At 50.0% G+C, this 19800-nt stretch carries 18 protein-coding genes; 6 read left to right on the top strand and 12 right to left on the bottom strand.

Going from position 1 to position 19800, the window contains the following annotated elements:
* Positions 1-51 precede the first annotated feature (51 nt).
* From PCI15_RS03580 to PCI15_RS03570, 3 genes are all read right to left on the bottom strand, one after another.
* Positions 52-1779: a putative bifunctional diguanylate cyclase/phosphodiesterase gene (locus PCI15_RS03580; protein ID WP_271272998.1), complete on the bottom strand. Its 1728-nt coding sequence runs from the start codon at positions 1777-1779 to the stop codon at positions 52-54.
* Between the two features lie 307 nt (positions 1780-2086).
* Positions 2087-2857, bottom strand: coding sequence for a TatD family hydrolase (locus PCI15_RS03575; protein WP_271272997.1), 771 nt, complete (start codon positions 2855-2857; stop codon positions 2087-2089).
* Positions 2858-2972: 115 nt separating this feature from the next.
* Positions 2973-4559, bottom strand: a complete 1587-nt coding sequence (locus PCI15_RS03570) for a peptide chain release factor 3 (RefSeq protein WP_271272996.1) — start codon at positions 4557-4559, stop codon at positions 2973-2975.
* A 257-nt stretch (positions 4560-4816) separates the two neighbouring features.
* On the opposite strand from PCI15_RS03570, the gene PCI15_RS03565 reads away from it, so the two are divergent.
* Complete coding sequence (locus PCI15_RS03565; RefSeq protein ID WP_271272995.1) at positions 4817-5752, top strand: helix-turn-helix domain-containing protein; 936 nt, start codon at positions 4817-4819, stop codon at positions 5750-5752.
* Here PCI15_RS03565 and PCI15_RS03560 read toward each other — a convergent pair.
* From PCI15_RS03560 to PCI15_RS03535, 6 genes are all read right to left on the bottom strand, one after another.
* Positions 5749-6969, bottom strand: coding sequence for an MFS transporter (locus PCI15_RS03560; protein ID WP_271272994.1), 1221 nt, complete (start codon positions 6967-6969; stop codon positions 5749-5751). The two genes, PCI15_RS03565 and PCI15_RS03560, sit on opposite strands and share 4 nt — an antisense overlap.
* Positions 6970-7112: 143 nt before the next feature.
* Positions 7113-8126, bottom strand: coding sequence for a methyltransferase (locus PCI15_RS03555; protein WP_271272993.1), 1014 nt, complete (start codon positions 8124-8126; stop codon positions 7113-7115).
* Positions 8127-8132: 6 nt separating this feature from the next.
* On the bottom strand, positions 8133-10208 hold the full coding sequence (locus tag PCI15_RS03550) for a TonB-dependent receptor (protein WP_271272992.1): 2076 nt from the start codon (positions 10206-10208) through the stop codon (positions 8133-8135).
* Positions 10209-10378: 170 nt separating this feature from the next.
* A complete protein-coding gene (gene fldB / locus PCI15_RS03545) occupies positions 10379-10882 on the bottom strand; it encodes a flavodoxin FldB (protein WP_205659349.1) in 504 nt (167 codons plus the stop codon).
* Positions 10883-10995: 113 nt separating this feature from the next.
* A complete protein-coding gene (locus PCI15_RS03540; RefSeq protein WP_271272991.1) occupies positions 10996-12729 on the bottom strand; it encodes a DEAD/DEAH box helicase family protein in 1734 nt (577 codons plus the stop codon).
* Positions 12730-12942: 213 nt separating this feature from the next.
* Positions 12943-13074: a hypothetical protein gene (locus PCI15_RS03535; protein WP_271272990.1), complete on the bottom strand. Its 132-nt coding sequence runs from the start codon at positions 13072-13074 to the stop codon at positions 12943-12945.
* Positions 13075-13316: 242 nt separating this feature from the next.
* Between PCI15_RS03535 and PCI15_RS03530 the strand changes: the two genes are divergently transcribed.
* Together PCI15_RS03530 and PCI15_RS03525 are read left to right on the top strand one after the other, a co-directional pair.
* A complete protein-coding gene (locus PCI15_RS03530; RefSeq protein ID WP_271272989.1) occupies positions 13317-13502 on the top strand; it encodes a hypothetical protein in 186 nt (61 codons plus the stop codon).
* Positions 13503-14038: 536 nt separating this feature from the next.
* Positions 14039-14296: a hypothetical protein gene (locus tag PCI15_RS03525; protein WP_271272988.1), complete on the top strand. Its 258-nt coding sequence runs from the start codon at positions 14039-14041 to the stop codon at positions 14294-14296.
* 106 nt (positions 14297-14402) lie between these two features.
* On the opposite strand, the gene PCI15_RS03520 is transcribed toward PCI15_RS03525, so the two are convergent.
* Genes PCI15_RS03520 through PCI15_RS03510 form a run of 3 tightly spaced genes read right to left on the bottom strand, consistent with a single transcriptional unit; the run spans position 14403 to position 15807 of the window.
* Positions 14403-14597 carry a YqaE/Pmp3 family membrane protein gene (locus PCI15_RS03520; protein WP_271272987.1) on the bottom strand — a complete coding sequence of 65 codons (195 nt, stop codon included), beginning with the start codon at positions 14595-14597 and terminating at the stop codon, positions 14403-14405.
* Positions 14598-14628: 31 nt separating this feature from the next.
* Positions 14629-15102: an FKBP-type peptidyl-prolyl cis-trans isomerase gene (locus tag PCI15_RS03515; protein ID WP_271272986.1), complete on the bottom strand. Its 474-nt coding sequence runs from the start codon at positions 15100-15102 to the stop codon at positions 14629-14631.
* Positions 15103-15126: 24 nt separating this feature from the next.
* Positions 15127-15807, bottom strand: a complete 681-nt coding sequence (locus PCI15_RS03510; RefSeq protein ID WP_271272985.1) for an alpha/beta hydrolase — start codon at positions 15805-15807, stop codon at positions 15127-15129.
* A gap of 94 nt (positions 15808-15901) precedes the next feature.
* Between PCI15_RS03510 and PCI15_RS03505 the strand changes: the two genes are divergently transcribed.
* Genes PCI15_RS03505 through PCI15_RS03495 form a run of 3 tightly spaced genes read left to right on the top strand, consistent with a single transcriptional unit; the run spans position 15902 to position 19795 of the window.
* On the top strand, positions 15902-16540 hold the full coding sequence (locus PCI15_RS03505) for a paraquat-inducible protein A (protein ID WP_271272984.1): 639 nt from the start codon (positions 15902-15904) through the stop codon (positions 16538-16540).
* Entirely contained in the window at positions 16537-17181 is a 645-nt protein-coding gene (locus tag PCI15_RS03500) for a paraquat-inducible protein A (RefSeq protein ID WP_271272983.1), read from the top strand. The genes PCI15_RS03505 and PCI15_RS03500 overlap by 4 nt, the downstream gene beginning before the upstream one ends.
* Complete coding sequence (locus PCI15_RS03495; RefSeq protein WP_271272982.1) at positions 17171-19795, top strand: PqiB family protein; 2625 nt, start codon at positions 17171-17173, stop codon at positions 19793-19795. Before PCI15_RS03500 ends, PCI15_RS03495 begins: the two co-directional genes overlap by 11 nt.
* Positions 19796-19800: the final 5 nt, after the last annotated feature.

Genomic DNA, 19800 nt, shown 5'->3' with positions numbered 1-19800 from the left:
CTTGTTGCTTGCCAGGCAATAACACGCCACTACTGCGATACAACTGTACTGTTAACGACTGCACTGCAAATATTCAATAAATTCCTGCCGGGGTAAGGGTTGGGAAAAATAGTACCCCTGCGCCATGTCACACTTCTCATCTCTGAGGAAATGCCATTGCTGTTCGGTTTCCACCCCTTCAGCAATCACTTCCAGCCCCAGCGCATGCCCCATGGCAATAATGGCCTGCACCAGCGCAACACTTTCCGTATCTTCCGGAATACCGGCGACAAAGGTACGGTCTATTTTAATTCTGTTTACCGGACAACGCTTCAAATACCCCAGGGCAGAGTAGCCGGTACCAAAATCATCGATTGAAAGGCCGATCCCCATCTGGCGTATTTTTTCCAGACGGGCATCCACATCATCAGTATTCGACAGCAATAGTCCCTCGGTGATTTCGATAGCCGTTTTATCCGCCGCCAGCGCACCGCTTTCGAGCAAGCTGATCAGTTCTGCACAGAGATTATTATCATTAAACTGTAATGCCGACGCATTCACACTGAAGGCAATCCCCGGACACTGTTCCATCGTCGCCACTGACTGGCGTAACACCCAGATACCCAGTTGCTGAATCATCCCACAACTTTCTGCCACCGGAATAAATTCTGCCGGAGACACAGCGCCAAGGTCCTGACTGTTCCAGCGTAATAACGACTCTGCACCGACAGGCAAACCGTCGTCAGTTCGGACTATCGGCTGATAATATACTTCAAGCTCCTCTCTGATCAGGGAATCCTGAATATGCCGTTCCAGCAAAAGACGCCGTTGTAAACTTTCATTCAGCTCGTCGGTATAAAAACGGAAAGTATTCTTACCTGCATCCTTTGCCAGATACATGGCGGCATCAGCTCGCTTAATCAGGGTATCGCCATCGGCTCCGTGGTCCGGAAAAACCGATATACCAATACTGACACCGGCCGTTAAATCATTACCTTCCCAGCTAAACGGTTGCTGCGCCTGTGCGGTCAGCTGTTTCAGCCGGTTTGTCAGTGCCAGCGAGTCGGACAAATCAGACAGCAACACGATAAACTCATCGCCACCGTAACGGGCAATAACATCAAAGCTGCGTATCTGACTGCTGAAGCGATCTGCCACATCTTTCAGAAAAGCATCGCCTGCTTCATGGCCCAGCTCATCGTTAATCCGCTTAAAGCCATCCAGATCCAGAAACAAAACAGCAAACTTTTCTTTCGTGCGGGTTGTGCGGTCGATCATCCGTTCAATTTCGATATGTAACTGACGGCGGTTAGGCAAGTGTGTCAGGGCGTCGTGCTGGGCGAGGTATTCGATTTCTTTTTCAACTTCACGACGGCGGGATATTTCCTGTTCAAGCCCGAACCTAAGGGTCCACATATTCAGGAAAATCTGTATTTTAGAAAGGAGAATATCCGGGCTTACCGGCTTCTGAATATAATCGATAGCGCCTGCGTTATAGCCACGCAGGCGCTTTTCTTCATCATTCTGAAAGGCGGTAATAAAGATAATCGGAATATTTCGGGTCTCTTCCATTTCACTCAGTAAATGAGCAACTTCAAAACCATCCATCCCCGGCATATTCACATCCAGAAGAATCAACGTGACATGTTCTTCCAGCGCCATTGCTAATCCGTTGTTTCCGGAATCAGCAGTCACTACCTCTGCGGCAATATCTTTTAACAATACTCGCATTGCTTTCAGGTTTGCATGAACATCGTCAATCACCAAAATTTTTGGCGTGACAGTTTGCATACTTCCCATTAATCAACCCCTTGCGATACAACTTTTGTTTTTATAAGGGAAGAATCCTTTTCATTCCCCGGCAATCTGACAAAACCTGCATCCGTGCAAACGGTCTGATTTTCCGTACACCCCTGAGCTCAGGTAACTATGCAGACATAAACACATTTAACGCTCACCCCTGCGCGCTAAACACACCTGCCAATATTCCTAACGCCCGTTCGACCATAAACTTTAATAAGAGCACAGAAACGGACACAAACGAAATCTTAGTCACTCATTACGAGCATTCAAATATTTATAACGGAAAATACAGTCTGCTACAGATTCAGACCCGAAAAACCTGCCGTGTGTTCTGCAAGGTTGCAGCGGCAATCTCCCCCTGATCAATACCACGCAGTTCTGCCAGCACACCCGCTACCCGCGCGGCCCGTTCCGGATAATTAATCTCTCCCTGATAGCCACATAAAGGCATATCGGGCGCATCGGTTTCTAACACCAGAGCAGTCAGAGGCAGGCTGGCAAAAGTCCGGCGCAGCTTTTTAGCCCGCTCGTAGGTGATGCTCCCACCGACCCCTAACTTAAATCCCAGTTTTATATATTCCCGGGCCTGCTGTTCACTGCCACTGAAAGCATGCACAACGCCGCCTCCGCAAAGCCTGATTTTTCTCAATTGCTGCAACATCAGGTCATGGGCTTTACGCACATGAAGAATAACCGGCTTATCAAAATCAGCCGCCAGCCGGAGCTGGTGATTGAGAATAGTTAACTGCCGCTCCCGGTCGCTGTCTGACGCATACAAATCAAGACCGATCTCTCCGACAGCCACCACGTCCGCTGTATATTCAGAAAGATAGTCAGCCAGTACTGTAAGGGATTTTTCACTGTCAGCATCAAGAAAACACGGATGTATTCCCAGTGCCGGATGAATACTCCCATACTGTTGCCCCAAACTGATAACCCCGTCCCAGTTCGCCCGGTTCACCCCCGGCACAATAAACTGCCGGACACCGGCATCATCAGCCCGCCGCAACACATCCTGCAACTGAGACTGCAGGACCGGAAAATCCAGATGACAATGACTGTCGATAATGTCCACACGCGCTACCTGATCAAGAACTGTCGCAACTATTTGTCTTTATCATATGCTGAATCACAGGCATAAAAAAACCGCTGCAATCTTCAACTGCAGCGGTTTTCTGAAAACGGTTGGCTCAGTGTTCGCGGGTCGCCCGGAACTGTAGATCAGGCCAGCGTTCTTCCGTCAGACTCAGGTTAACCCGTGTCGGGGCCAGATAGGTCAGCAAACCGCCGCCGTCCAGTGCCAGGTTATCCCCACCTTTACGGCGGAACTCTTCCAGTTTACGCTCATCATCGCACTCAACCCAGCGGGCAGTTGCCACACTGATCGGTTCATAGATGCACTCAACCTTGTATTCATCTTTCAGACGGTAAACCACCACCTCAAACTGCAGCTGACCCACCGCGCCAAGAATCAGATCGTTTTTAGTGATCGGCTGGAACAGCTGTACAGCCCCTTCTTCAGACAACTGCTGCAAGCCTTTCTGCAGCTGCTTCATCTTCAGCGGATCTTTTGCCCGGACACGGCGGAACATTTCCGGCGCAAAGTGCGGAATGCCGGTAAATTTCAGTTCTTCCCCTTCAGTAAAAGTATCACCGATCTGAATCGTGCCGTGGTTATGCAAGCCGATAATGTCACCGGACCAGGCTTCTTCCACATTGGAACGGTCGCCCGCCAGGAAAGTCACCGCATCGGCAATTTTCACATCTTTTTTGATACGCACATGGCGCATCTTCATACCCTTGCTATAACGGCCGGAACACACCCGCATAAACGCAATCCGGTCACGGTGTTTCGGATCCATGTTGGCCTGAATCTTAAAGACAAATCCGGAGAATTTCTCTTCATCAGCCGGAACATCCCGGGTCATTGCTGCACGGGAAGCCGGGGCCGGTGCAAACTCAACAAAGCCGTCCAGCATTTCACGTACACCAAAATTGGAAAGCGCTGTACCGAAGTAAACCGGGGTCTGACGGCCTGTCAGATATTCTTCCAGCTCAAACTCATGGCTGGCACCGCGTACCAGTTCAATCTCATCCAGGAAGTCATCGTATAAATCACCCAGTAACTCGCGGGCTTCATCCGACTCAAGACCTTTCACCTGAATATCATCAGGGATAATGTTCCCCTGGCCGGGCGTAAAGACATGAATAATATCGGTGTACAGGTTATAAACGCCGCGGAAATCCTTACCCATGCTGATTGGCCAGGTAATCGGCGCCGCTGCAATCTTCAGGACCTCTTCAATTTCATCCAGCAGATCAATCGGATCGCGGATATCCCGGTCCATTTTGTTCACGAAAGAAAGAATCGGCGTATCACGAAGGCGGCAAACCTCCATCAGCTTAATGGTCCGGTCCTCGACACCTTTTGCACCGTCTACCACCATCAGGGCTGAATCCACAGCGGTCAGCGTCCGATAAGTATCTTCCGAGAAATCTTCGTGACCCGGCGTATCCAGCAGGTTAACAATCCGGCCATTGTGGGGAAACTGCATCACAGAAGAGGTAACCGAGATACCCCGCTCCTGCTCCATGCTCATCCAGTCAGATGTGGCATGACGGTCAGCCTTTTTACCTTTTACGGTACCGGCTTTCTGAATCAGGTTCCCGAATAGCAACAGTTTTTCGGTAATGGTGGTTTTACCGGCATCGGGGTGCGAAATAATCGCAAAGGTCCTTCGCGACTCAACTTCGTGAAGAAGGGCAGAATTAGACATGGATGGAAATCTTCCGGGTTAGCGACGGCCACACTTGCAGAAACTATCACAGAGGATCATCTGTCAGCCGTTTTGTTAATCATGATTGGCGGCTATTTTCGCTGATCTTCAGTGCATAAACAATGTCATTAACAGACTAACTCGGACATTGAATAAATAACCCACAATATTATTCAGAATTACTTACCCCTCTCTTGTTAGTGCAATTGATAATTATTACTATTTAAATCATTAAAACACATCGAAAGGTTTTGTATATGGACGCAGTAACAGCTTCACAATGGCTGATCGATCAGCGTTACCTGAACTGCAGCCCGTCTGAGATGGGCACCTGGTGTAAGAAATCACTGCCCGTCACCAGAGGGAAAACAGAGTTTCTGACAAGCTATATCTGCCCTGATATCTGCTGCACTGTGAGTAGCTGTATGTTCAGTCAAAACTTTGCGTCCAACATACGCTACAACAAAGCAACAACACTGCTCATTTTTGGCCTCAAAGGCTATAGCGATTTTCGCTTTGCAGACACCCCCCAGAAATGCACCGTAAGAGAAGGGGATGTCTGGCTCATAAACACCGGTGGTACCGAGATTTGCCGCCATACTCCTGCTGGCATTCACACCAAAATGTCAGTGATCAAATACTCCACCGAACGCATTAACAATGCCTTTAAAGCGTCAGACGATATCTGCATGTTAATTTCAAACAATCAGATGATTCGTTTAGGCCATCAGGAATCACCAGACCAGTGGATTTCAGATCTGGTCAATAATCCAATGCTCTCAGCCACCGACAGACTTCTTGCCGAAGCCAGAGCCCTTGAACTTATTGCACGCTGGATCTCACCGGCGCAGCCGGCACACACAGCAGAAGATCCGTCTTTACAAGCGATAACCAACCTGCTCATCAGAGATCTGGCACATCCGCCCTCACTTTCAGAATTAGCCCGGGAAGCCGGCATGAGTCATACCCGGCTTAACCGTCAATTTAAAAAACACTACGGCGCGACGGTATTCGACTGGCTGAGACGTTACCGGATGCAACGGGCCTGTACATATCTGCGAGACCCACAACGCTCCATTACAGATATCGCCTTCCAGTGCGGTTTCAGCAGCGCCAGCCACTTTGCTCAGTCATTCAAAAAACAGTTCGGCCACTCGCCCTCCGAATACCGCGGAACAGACTCCAACCGTTAACCGGGCACAGAAACGGTTTGCCCGGTTCGTTTCAGCATATAAACTCCGTATATAGTCAGCAATGTAAATAAAATACCCGCCAGCAAATACGGTAAACGCATATCTATGTTATAAAGCAGTGAGCCACTGACCGGCCCCAAAGCGAGCCCGGCCCCCTGACACATCCCATTAATACCGGCAATTTTTCCTTGCTGATTGTTCCCCGCCGCCAAACTTAGCAATGCCAGATTACCGGGCAACAGCATGCCTAACCCCAAACCCAACATCATCATTACCGCCAGCAACATAAACGGTGTTATAACGACAGTTGCTACCAGCAATGCCAGTGCGATCAGACACAGGCCTGTAAGGCGCAATTTTTGCGCTGACCATTTTAATCTGACAACCAAACCTCCCTGAGTCACTATCATCGCAATCATTGTCGCCATCATAATGGCACCGGTAAATTGCACAGACTGATGTGACGCCATGGCAAAACCGTCCTGCAATCGCCAAGAGGTAATTTGCTGTAAAGCACTGTACATGCTGAGCCCAAGTAACGTGGTCAGAAAATATGGGAGAACCGCTTTCAGAGGTAATGCAGCCTGTAAGGCCTGCTTTTCAGCCGGGCCTGTCTCCTGAAAATTAAAGACCAGTACCACCACCGAAACCGACAACATTGCAGCGATACACAAGAAACCTGCCACCAGATAATGACTGCCTGACAACAGCGCCAAAAAACCTCCGGCAATCGTGCCCAACCCAAAGGCAGCCCCCATGAATCCCATTCCGCGCGCACGCCCTTCCCGCAGCGTCAGATCAGCAATAACAGCCTGTGCCGCCGGCTGAACACCAGCAGACAATGCGGTATGAACAATCCTGATGGTCAGCAAAGTCAGAAAAAGCCACTGTACCATCATCGCCAACTCAGAACGGATACCGATAACCAGCGCCAGCGTGATGCTCGAACAGGCCGAAACAATTAGCCCTGTCAGAATAACCCGGCGCCGCCCCCATGATTCACACAACCAGCCCCAGCCAGGAGCAGCCAGCATCATCACCACCGCAGAAATACTCAAAATCAGGCTGGAATCCAGATCAGTCAGCTTCAGTTCACGGCCCAGAGCAGGGAAGGTAATCGTAAAGTAAGCATGGGCTGCAGCATTCATTATCAGCGCAAAAAATAATGGTAACGCAATACGAAGGCCTGAATTCTGACGTTTATCCGACTGAGACATACGAACTTCCTGCAATAATTGATATCACGCAGGAGTGTGACAGAAGGCAATGCGCCTGAATGTCGAACCCCGAACAGAAAGCCATTTAAAACCATTAAATGCCGAACAAGGGATATAACGTCTCTTTCCTCTGTTCATCCTGTTTATCTATATCCAATATCTAAATCCATCGGACCGTAAAGGGTATTAATACCTCTGCTTAAGACCCGGGTAAAACCGGCTTGTGTCATCGCTGCAGCAATATCACCATGATTAAACGATACATCGATACCATTTAATGCTGGCACAAACCGACCGACAACATGGTGCTCAGGCTGAGTGCGCTCTGCAGTTAACCCCTCATGCAGACAAACCAACATGCCCTGTTCATTCAGCGAGTCACGCAACTCCGTCAGCAACAACTCCAGATCTTTTGCATAATAAAGCGACATTGACGCCCAGATCAGATCGCTGTGCTGCGGCAGGGGATCATGATTATAATCCCCCGCCACCACGGTAATTTGCTGGCTGTACCGTGACGATATAGCAGAACGTATACGGCTGGCGCAGGGCTCAAGGTCAAAGACCCTGACTTTCAGATCCGGATGCCCTTCTGCCAGGCTAACGGCAAGATTCTCTGATCCTGCCCCCAAATCCAGTATGGACCTTACCTGCCCCCATTCAGGCAACGACTTTAAAAGCTGTAATGCAACCCGGTTACTGCAACTTGCATGAAAAGAACGCAGGTTTCCCACTGCCCGGTCCCAAAACTCAGGCCGGGCGAAATCAGCAGATACATGTTCCGACTCACCTGTTTTCAGCACATTCAGCATGTCATCCATATCACAATGTTTAACCCTGGCAAGATGAAGTAACATTTCACGCATAGATTGCGGGCTGTCACTGATCAGAAAGGGCCTAAGCGATTCCACTAACCGATACTGACCATGAGTTTTTTGCAAAAAACCAAGACTCGTCAGTGCATCCAGTAATACCGCCACTTTTTCCGCTTTAAACCCCAGACTGTCAGCCAGCTCCGGTGCTGTCTTTGGCTCCGGCAGATAATCAAAAACCTGCAATTCAAACCCGCTGCGAAGCAACTGCCAGCGCACCGGCCCCAACATCAGATCCAGCAGCCATGATTGCGCCGGGCCTGACCGAGAGTGACTAAAATCCATTTACGATCACCAGTTTGCTGCTAATTTAATGCCTATATAACGCGGCGCGGTATCTTCAACCACAGTACCGGATGAGGTGGATACTGCACGGCTGATGATCTCTTCATCGAAGATATTCTCAGCCACCAGCGAGACTGAAAAGCCGTCAAACTGATATCCCAGCTCACCATCGAACCGGGAATAGCCGGATTGTTTCAGTGTATTCGCGGAATCAAAGTAATAATCACCGGAGCCGTTCACACTCAGATCACCAAACAAGCCCTGGCTGGCGACATACCGCACACCCGCCCCGTAAGTAAACTCCGGCGCAAGTGGCAGATCGTTACCCGCGCGGCTAACCGGTACAAAACTGCCGCCTGAAAAAACAGTGGTGTCGAACTTATCTGCTTCTGTGCGCATCAGGCCAGCATGTCCGTATACAGACAAGGCCGGTGTAATTGCATAATCGGCCCCCAATTCCACCCCGTAACTGGTCGTTTCAGCCGCATTTGCGATGCTCTGTACAAACCCGGGTTGCAGATCAACAATTTGCTTGTCACGGGTTTTGATATGAAATACGGCAGCACTAAAGCCTAAACGGCTATTCAGGTAGCGGTCCTTATAGCCGATTTCACTGTTCACACTGCTTTCGGAGTCATAGGTGAATGAGCTGGCACTCTGCGCCGATCCATAGTTGAAGCCCCCCGGCAAATACCCTTTTGCAACAGAGGCATAAATCATACCGCTGTCCGATACCTGATACGCCAGTGTCGCCTTTGGCAACACCATGGTTTCACTCACATCCGCACTGTAAGAAGAATTTCCAGCTGTGGTTATGTAATTTTGCCTGCCGTCTTTGCTGATCCGCTCCACCCGCGTTCCCAGTGTCAGGCTCCAGTCTTGAGACAGCGCATATTCAACCTGCCCAAAACCGGCCAGACCATGCTGATCAATCTCGGTTTCCCGGGTAGAACGGGCCAGCGCCAGGCTGCCGCCAATAGTGAAATCCACATCGGTTTTCTGTTTATACAGATAGACCCCTGCCAACCAGCGCAAATCTTCATCCCGGTCAGATTCCAGCCGCACTTCCTGCGACAGCATGTCATCATCCAGATCCAGCAACGTCTCGGGGATAGCAAAGGTAGTCAGGTCAAGGTCATTCCGGAAATCCCGCCGGAAATTCGTCAGGCCGGTCACCGACACCACATCAAAATTCTCCATCTGATGATCAATCGTCAGTGAGTGAATGGCTGACTGAGTATCGTCGAAAATCTGGCTGTTGTAGTTCGTTGTAAAGCGATCAGTCGCATTTGTGCCGGTGCTGTAGCGCAACCGGGACTTGCCGGAGTCCTCTTCAGACAAAAGGCTGCGAAAACGCACGTCTGTCACATCACTGATCTGGGCATCCAGCCCGGAAGATAAACTCCAGTTTTTAACAGAACCGCTGTGGTCATCCTTATCAGCAAGATTTACAAACGGCCCCTGAGTGTCTTCATAGCGCAGGGCTACTGAACCGGCTAACTGATCAGCAATCAACTCATCTGAACCGCGCAGGCTGACAACATGCGAAGGCTCTTTACCGTTGGCACCGTCAGTAACACCGGTCTGAACTTCAAGAGACACGGCCGGTTCCCAGTCAGGGCGCTGAGACTCCAGTTTAATCACACCCGCTTCTGAGCTTCGGCCATACAGTGTCCCCTGCGGGCCCTTTATCAGCTCGATCTGTTCCAGATTAAATAACTGAGGCAACTGAGTCCCGCCCAGCGGCAGTGCTACGCCGTCAACATAGTACCCAACCGGATCCTGTAATCCGGTGTCATACCCGGTACTGCCCCGAATAGCCACACGGGTTTGCACCGATGACTCCTCAATACGGATATTACTGATATAACGGTCCAGCCCCGTCACTTCACCGTCTAACCTATCGCCATCAATGACATCGGTACTGGCAGGCACCTTATCTTCAGGTTCTTCCCAGTAACGGGCAGTGACAACTACAGTATCAGCGGCGGACTTCACATCAGCAGAAGATGCTGTACCACAGGCACTTACTATCGCCGCTGCAATCAGCCAGCCGGATTTTACTTTACATGAATGACTCATCTTTCTATGCACTCGATCGGTAGAATTTATTCGTGATTTACACAGTGCACACATGCTAGAAATAATGCCGTCAGGCATCTATCGACCGGTGAACAGACCACTGTCATTTCCCGAACCGCTTTGCAAAAAAAAACGGCAGCCGAGGCTGCCGTTTTTCTTTCAGTAGGTGTTTACAGAAACTCCACCATCACCTGACCACACCAGGCTTCAACCCGGTCATCCGTCATTTCACGCTGGCAGTCTTCGTCCAGCGCCAGGCCGATAAAGAATTTTTTATCCTTCGTCAGTGCCTTAGACTCATCAAACTCATAGCCTTCGTTTGGCCAGTAACCGACAGCTTCCGCGCCACGGGCAACAACCTTATCGTGCAGCATGCCCATAGCATCGACAAACCATTCGGCGTATCCGTACTGATCACCCAGACCGATGAACGCGACGGTCTTGCCGGTAAAATCCAGATTATCCACTTCATCCCAGATTTCCAGCCAGTCTTCCTGTACTTCACCGTAGTCCCAGGTTGGAATTGCAAAAATGAGCTGGTCGTAGTTCGCGATCACACTGACCGGGGTGTCTTTCACATCAAACAACTCAACATCATCAAGATGTTCTTTAACCTTAACGGCGATATCACCGGTGTTGCCAGTTGTGGTGCCGTAAAATAATGCAATACTCATCTGCGTATCCAGGAATATAATAAAATCGCAATGATAATAATTTGCATTATGAAATCAAGTAAGATTTAGCTATAACTCATAACCGATCACACTAAGCTTACAATCCGGGGAGGTCAGCGGGAGGTTATCTGCCCAAATACTGCGGCCAGGTCGGCATCCTCAAGAAGCCGCCGGTACATGCGCTCATCCATGATCCTGAATTCATTCTGATGACACTCCAGATAGACAATATCTGACGCCGGATCAACAAAGGCCACCACAGGAATACGCCGCAAACATTCCAGCAAAAACTGACAATTATCCGCAACATCCAGCGAAGCACCCTCCGGGTACACTTCATCCGGACTGGTCGCATAAATATTAATCTTCTGATAACGCTGAATATCCACCAGCCCCAGTGGCCGGTATATACGCATGCTTTTCTGCGTGCCGGTAGCAACCGGCAGGGGGAATTCCCCTTTCGGGACACTGTTATCCAGGAATTCATAACGGAATAAAGGCCGGTCGTAAGCCAGCCACTTACAGAAAATTTTCGGCATACCTGCATATGCCTCAACACTGTGCCCCAGAAAATCTTCCACTGATTTGTAACGACCACGTTGCAAGCCCCGCTCCCATCCCCGCTCAACGGTTGCTTCCGGTGGGGTTATGACAAAATACATCTGCAGGGTGTGTACATACTTTGCGTAGGTATCATGAAGAATTCTGGATACTTTTTCACTGGAAAAGCTGTCAAAGCGGAAACGGTCAACCAGCAAATGAGAAATTGAAGCCTGCTGATCCGCCTGTCGCCGCACATAATGATCAAACTTGGCATCAATGACATTCACTTCATTACTGGTAAAGCGCCCGGCATATTTATACGCCTCCCCCAACTCCTCGTAATCGAGCAGCAAACGGCGCCATATATCCGGGCTGACCGTTGCATAGCTTCCGGGTTTAATACCCTTTGCCCGCAGAATGGTCTGCAACATCGGCCGTAAAGAGCTTTTGCCGGCAGCGGAAGCACCTTTAAGGCTGATCAGCAGAGGCTCAGCCACTTTTTCAACTTTCAGATAGCCGCGACTGCACACCGCCGCCTCAATGCAGGGCATTATCCACTCCCCCACACGGCGACTGCCATAACTGTTCATCACATGACGGGTCACCAGCAAACTGAGATTATCCAGATCGGTTCCCAGATAGCCCCGCCTCCCGGCAACACCACTGAGCACCTGATAAAGACTCCGGTAGACGGCTCGGGTAAAACGGTCATCACTGGCAAGGCCGGCCTGTTTGAAATCATTGATTACCCGGTAATCACGCTCCAGTGCTGATTCCAAAACCGGCTGCCGGACCGGCTTCCTGCGCTGACGGCTTCCCCCCGGCAACCAGCGACGCCAACCTGAAACCTTTTCTTCCACAGGGCCTGTTACGGAATTTAACTGCCGGGCTAAAATAGCCCTGGCACGGTGTTCCACATCAGTCTGTAGCCGGTTGAAATCTGCCGAAATAGCGGGCATCTGCGGGCGAATAAAATGCTCAAAAATATCATTTACAATCACCCGGAAATTAATGCCCAGCGCTTCATCGGTTTCGCCTTCCATTACCCTCAGATCCGCAGTTACCCGAACAATCAGCTCATGCAGGGCCAGCCGTTCAGCACGAAACGCAACCAGATCGCCGGCAGACATGCCGGTCTGATCAATCCATTCCATGACATCGCGGTAATCACTCAGAACATTACCGGGCAGAAAAATGGTTTCCTGATCTGAAAGATATTTGGGGAGTTCAGACTCCAGCCCCGGTGACCAGGCACTGAAACCATCGGGGCCGGCCGTTAAATTTTGCTGTTCAGATCTGGGCATACTGATTCCTGCAGACTGGCCACTACCGGGAGCTCATTCATACTAAAGTTTAAGTCTGCCAGAACAATAACAGGAATTGGAATCAATTTGCGTCAGTACGAAAGCTGATGACGACAGAATTTTTAAAGGCCGGAAACAGAAACGCCGTACCTGATGACTCAGCTACGGCGTTTATACGACGGTCTCTGTAAAAACCGCAGAAGTGAAACTCAGTTACTTCTTAACATCTTCGTTAATCAGTTTACGTACTTTAAATGCACCCCAGGTCATGACAGACGTCATACCGACAATACCCAGCAGGCTTGGCCATAAAGTCTCGAAAACATAAGGATCAATACCAAACATACGATCACCCCAATCAGCTCTGTTAATCATTGAGGCCATGGTACGCCCATTTGTATTAGCGAATATTGATATAACTCAATATCTGCATCGAAAGCAGATTCAGAGTGGGGCGGATGCAAATTTGCAAAAACGGCTTTTGTAGCCCATAACTTAAGGGAGCACCGGGTTGCTGGCTGCAACCGTGCGACGTAATACCGCTGGCGGATCCTGATCCGGACAGCCGCTGTAAATTGAGGCACACCATGGCGCAAATAATAAAACACTGGACCCCAGAACAGCTCCGGCAAATGAATGAACAGGCCTTCCTGCTTGATTTACTGGATATGATCAAGATATCGCCGACCACCGACGAATCGGACAGCAGCCTGGCCGCCCTGCAAACCCAGTTAGCCACGATCGAAGCAATGATCGCCGACCGCCTGGACTGAATTCAGTTTTTTCTCTCCTCTGACGCATATCTGAACACGGGCAGAACGTTGTCAGCCTGTAACAGTCTGCATTCCGTCTGTTACAGACAGCCGGCTCCTCTTACCTGCCCGCCCCCTTTTACCAGACACTTCCAGCCCCCTGCCTTCAGCCGTTCAGTTATTTCACTCTGAATGCCAAAAAACACCACGCCGGCGCGCTGTAGCCCTGTCAGGCGCCCAAGAAAGCGAAACTAACCAGCAATAATTCATTATTTAATTTTGACATCACATATTCTTATTTATGAATTACCTAAATCTATTAAAGACAAATTAATCATTGATAATTTTGTTTTCACACCATCTGTAAAAACCCCTTTATTTACAACGAGTTATACAAACAAATCTCTCACTTACAAACACTAAGATTATTTTTTATTTTTCCCTTTAAAAACAATCACTTATACGAATAAAAATATCCATATTTATTTTCAATAGATCATTAAAAGATATATACTTAACTTAATATTATTTTGATCAATCATAAAGGTATAAAGACAATGCAAGAAAGAGAAATCAAACTTCTTTTTAAGGCAGGTGTTTTTGAATCTTGTCAGGCCGCGCCAGTTTCAATGGCCCGTGGCTGGACCCTGAAATTCATCACCAAACAAAACGAAGTGCTGACACTCAATTTGCAGCGTTCAAAAGGTGAGCGAGAGTTCAAAAGCCTTGACGGAGCCGCCGCCGTTGCACGACGAATTGGCTTTGAATGGCTAAACGTACAGATCGGCGACCTGAAATGGCAGGAAAAAGTCTGACCTGATGCCGCAATCACAGATCTGAAATCGCGGGCATAAAAAAGGGCGCCTGAACAGGCACCCTGTGGATACAGCGATGATCTCAGCAGCCAGGCTGCTGTCTGATTCAGTTGTCTCTGTTCATCGCCTCTTCGATTTTCTTATCCGTCTTATACTGGCTCAGTGCATACACCGACCAGATTGCCGCAGGAATCCAGCCAATCAGCGTAATCTGTAAAATCAGGCAGATAATGCCTGCTATCGGCCGGCCAATCGTAAAAAACTGAAACCAGGGCAGTAATAAAGCCAGTATCAAACGCATTGTAATATTCCTCGCAAATTTACATCAGTGATTACTGAGCAACCACACCGTCTGTTAACTCGGCATCTGTTGCTTCCCGAACCACCATTACTTCTATTTCAAAATTAAGAGATTGTCCGGCAAACGGATGGTTAGCATCAATGGTTACTTCACCTTCCTCTTCATCAATGGCAACAATAGTTACCAGTTGAGGATGGGAAGGATCATCACCGATCTGGCAAAACATACCTTCTTCGATGCTTGGGAACGCATCAAACGATGCTTTATCCACAATTGTAACTTTCGCCTCATCCCGGTCACCGTATCCCTGAGCAGGCTCAATGGTCGCCGTAAACTTATCACCCGCCTGATGACCAGCCAGTGCCTGCTCAAGCCCCGGGATTATATTTCCCTGACCATGAACGTAAGGTAAAGGCCCGGCATCTCTTGAGCCATCAATCACTTCTTTTTCTTCATTAAACAGCGCGTAATGAAACTCAACATAACAGTTTTCAGTAATATTCATTTTAGGATAACTTCCGGTACGGCCCTAAGCCTCTATATTTAAAATACTTTTCAGCCAGTCTGAAATCATTTCAACTTCTTCAGCACTGACACTGTGATCAATCGGATAGGTTCGCCACTGCGGTGTATAACCTAACGCTGTTAATAATTCCCTTGCTGACTCACCTAACTGCGGGGGTACAACATCATCCCGCGAACCATGGGCAATCATCACCGGCAAGTCAGGGTGACTGAGATTCACTGAGGCACGCAAACTTTGTTCACAGGGTACATAGGTCGACAGCGCCAGAATGCCTGCCAGACGCTGTGGATAAGCCAGCCCCGCCTGATACGCAACAGCACCGCCCTGAGAGAAGCCCGCCAGTACAATGCGTTCAGGTAAAATTCCCCGTTCAGTTTCCCGGCGGATCAGCGCACTGACCTGACCGGAAGATTCCAGTAAAGAATCCGTATCAACTTTTCGGCTGATATTCATTTCCAGAATGTCATACCAGGCACGCATTACCCAACCGTTATTCACGGTCACCGGCCGTTCTGGCGCATGGGGAAAAATAAACCTGACTGCGGCATCATCCGGTAAATTCAGCGCCGGAACTATACCGGCAAAATCATGGCCGTCAGCCCCCAGCCCATGCAGCCAGATAACGGTCGCATCAGCCTGTTTCAGCGGTTCAACTTCAACACAGGGCAATAAGTTTGTATTCATCTGCCATCCAATAAATTATGCTAATAATTAAGTGTTAACTGCCGGTTAACCGCCTGACTGTTTCACTGCCCGCTTACCGGTCCTATGCTATAACATGATGAAAACACCAGCCCATTCATTTACCGCCTGCCATGACTGCGATCTGCTCATCGCCCGAACCCGCCTGAAAAAAGGCCAGTCACTGAACTGTCCCCGTTGTCATGCAAAGCTGTTTCATGCCCGGCTGAACCCTATTGAACGGGGGCTTGCACTGGCGATCACCAGTTTAATCCTGTTTTTACCGGCAAACCTGTTGCCAATTTTAAGCCTGAGCATTTTCGGTCAGCAACAAAGTGAAACCATTTTACAAAGCGTATTATCCTTATATGACGGCGGCTTAGCCATAGTTGCCGCTGTGGTACTTATTTTTGCGGTACTGGTGCCGGGTGTTCAGATCCTGCTGCTGACTTATATCACTGCCTGTTTGCAGTTCCGGATTAACGGCCATTACCTGCGCCAGAGTCTTAATTTTTATCACACGCTGCACGGCTGGGGCATGCTGGAAATATATATGATCGGCACCCTTATTGCCGTCATCAAACTGAAGGATATTGCTAACCTTGAACCCGGGCTTGGACTCTATTGTCTGGCAGCGCTTATATTCACCACCTGCCTGACCAACAACCTGTTCGATATTCAGCATGCCTGGCAGGTTTTCAGACAACGCCGCGACACCCGACAGGCTAAGTCATGAGCACCCGGGGTTATAAATCTGCACGTCAGGAGGGCTATCTGCTGTGCCGTCACTGTCACACGTTGCATACACTTGATCAGCAAGACAAACAGTGCCATGTTTGCGAAACCCCGCTGCACAGCCGTATGGAACACACCCTGCAGCGCAGCTGGGCTTTTCTGCTCGCCTCTGTTATTTGCTTCTTCCCGGCGAACCTGCTGCCAATTATGACTTTCAAAAGTTTTGGCAGTGGCGCGCCAAGCACCATTATGGGCGGCATTATCGAATTATTCAGCGGCGGATTCTGGGGCATCGGCCTGGTGGTTCTCATCGCCAGTATTATCATTCCCTGCCTGAAAATTCTTGGCATGCTGACCCTGTTACTCAGCCTTAAATTCCACTGGCGTACCAGCGCCCGCCAGAAAACCTGGCTCTATCGCGGTGTCGAATGGGTCGGCCGCTGGTCTATGCTGGATATATTTGTAATCGCTGTACTGGTCGCGCTGGTTCAGCTGGGAAGCCTTGCGAGCATTTCCCCGGGACACGGAGCCACGGCATTTGCTGCGGTGGTGATTCTGACAATGCTTTCCGCTCTTAACTTTGATACCCGTTTAATTTGGGATAAATACGCACCTACGGATACCCGACATCATGACACCTGATAACACCTCTGCGACTGACGCCGTCATAAAGCAGCACCGCGGCCCATCGTTTGTCTGGATACTGCCACTGGTTGCAGCGCTGATTGCCGCCTGGCTTGCCTGGCAAAGTTATCAGGACGCAGGCATCACCATTGAGGTGCAATTTGAATCAGCTGAAGGACTGGAAGCAGAAAAGACCAAGGTCCTGTTTCGCGGCCTGCCCAGCGGCACGATTAAACAGCTTCGTCTGAATGAGGATCTGAAGGGCGTCACTGCGATTATTGAAATGGCCAGTGAAGCCGAACCCCTGCTGCATGAAAACACCCGCTTCTGGCTGGTCAAACCCCAGGTATCCCTCAGCGGTGTCCGAGGGCTGGAGACGCTGCTTTCCGGTTACTACATCGGCATTCAGCCCGGTGACGGAGAAGACCATCGTGAATTCGTCGCCGACAGCGAACCGCCACCCTCCAGCAAAGACAAACCGGGTCTGTACCTGACCCTGAACAGTGATTCAGCGGCGTCGGTATACCGTGGTTCCAAACTGTTTTACCGGGATATCGAAGTGGGTGAAGTCATCGACGTTAAACTCGGTAAAACCAGGCAACAGGTACTGATTGACCTTTATGTCGATAGCAAATACAGCCAACTGATCAACGGTGGCACCCGCTTCTGGAACGCCAGCGGTATCAGCATCAAAGCCGATTTACCCAAACTGGACATTAAGTTTGATTCGCTGGCCTCCATTGTTGCCGGCGGCATCAGTTTCTATACCCCGGCGGATGGCGGTGAACTGAATCCTGAAAAAATACTGCCCCTTTACAGTGACTATGAAGCGGCTGAAGACGGTGTTTCCGTGACCGTTAAGTTTCCTGCCCGTACTCCTTTATCCGAAGGAACGAAGGTGGTCAGCCAGGAGATTGTTATCGGCCGGATACAGAAACTGGAATATAACGATGACCTGACCACTCAGACAGCCCACCTGCTGATCGACCCCCGGGCCAAACCACTTCTGCGTGCCGGCAGTCAGTTCTGGTTGCCAAAGCCTGATTTTGACATCACCCAGATCGGCCAGCTGTTCGACGGCAATGCTATCCAGCTGCAGCCCGGCCCCGGTATTCCCCTGTTCCGCTTCATTGCCCTGAACACGCCTCCGGCAAAGCGTCCGGGCATTCCCGGACTGGATATACAGATCATCGCCGATCAGCTTGGCTCGCTGGACTTCGGTTCACCGGTGCTCTACCGGCAGGTACCCGTGGGAGAAGTCCGCGGCTACGAACTGATCGAACAGGGTAAGAAAGTCCTGATCCACGCCACTATTGCCAAAGAGCATTCGCAATTACTGAAATCCAACAGCCGTTTCTGGAATATCAGCGGTGTTCAGGTAGCTGCCGGACTGGATGGCGTTAAACTCGATACCGGCTCACTGACCTCGGTCATCAAGGGCGGTATCAGCTTCTTCACCCCTGACATCAAAGATAAACAGCAGGCGACCCCGAACCAGCAATTCCATCTGTACAAAGATTTTGATACCGCCAGCCAGCAGGGCAAACTGATTTACAGTAATCAGGCGGGCAAACTGCAGATCCGTCTGGTCAGCGAACAGCTCGGCTCAGTCAAAGCGGGCTCACCGGTACTTTACCGGCAGCTGCCCGTCGGTAAGGTACACGGTTACCGGTTAGGCGAAGACGGACAGAGTGTTGAAGTACAGGTACTGATCGATAAGGCTTACCGTCACCTGGTAACCGGTAAGAGCCGCTTCTGGAATGCCAGTGGTATTCACGCCAAGCTTGATCTTTCCGGGCTGACCCTGCAAACGGAGTCTATAGACACCATCGTACGCGGCGGCATTGCCTTTGATAACAAGCCCGGAAAAGGCAAAGCAGCAAAGTTTAATCAACGCTTCACCCTGCACCCGAACAAACAGGAAGGTCTGCACGATGCGCTGGCTGTCCGGATCAGCTTCCCGGCCGGTAATACGCTGGAGCCCGGCGCTGAACTGCGCTTTCAGGGGCTCAAAATGGGCCGGGTGGATACCGTCCGGTTACTTGACGCCAGCGGACGTATTGAAGCCCGTGTAATTATTGACCAGCAGGCTGAATTCCTGGCCCGTGAAGGCAGCCGTTTCTGGGTTGCCAGCAGCCAGATATCCCTCAGTGGCATCAAGAATCCTGAAGCGTTACTCAGTGGGAACTACATCGTCGCCAGCGCAGGAAACAACCTGAAAGCCCCCCGTAAAACGCAGTTTAACGGTATTGATAATGCCCCGGCCGTCAGCCTGCCAGGCCTGAACATCACCCTGACCTCACCGGCCCTGGATTCTGTCGAAACCGGCAGCCCGGTTTATTACCGGGGTCTCAAAGTGGGTCAGATAACCGGTTTTGAACTGGGTAATGACCTGCAAAGCGTTGAAATTTATGCCAATATCCAGCCTAAATACAGCAAGCTGGTGAAAACCGACAGCCGCTTCTGGAATCTCAGTGGTATCAGTGCAGACTTTGGCCTGTTCAGCGGGCTGGAAATCGAAACCAGCACGCTGGATACTCTGGTAAGCGGTGGGATTGCATTCGACTCACCAGCAGGTTCCGACACAGTCGGTCCGCAGCCCCGCTTCCGTTTGCTGAAAGACGCCCCCTAAAGGAA

It is taken from the genome of Aliamphritea hakodatensis (assembly GCF_024347195.1).
Taxonomy (GTDB): Bacteria; Pseudomonadota; Gammaproteobacteria; order Pseudomonadales; family Balneatricaceae; genus Amphritea; species Amphritea hakodatensis.
The sequence above is the reverse complement of the archived record's forward strand: the minus strand, read 5'-3'. Positions and strand labels throughout refer to the sequence as shown.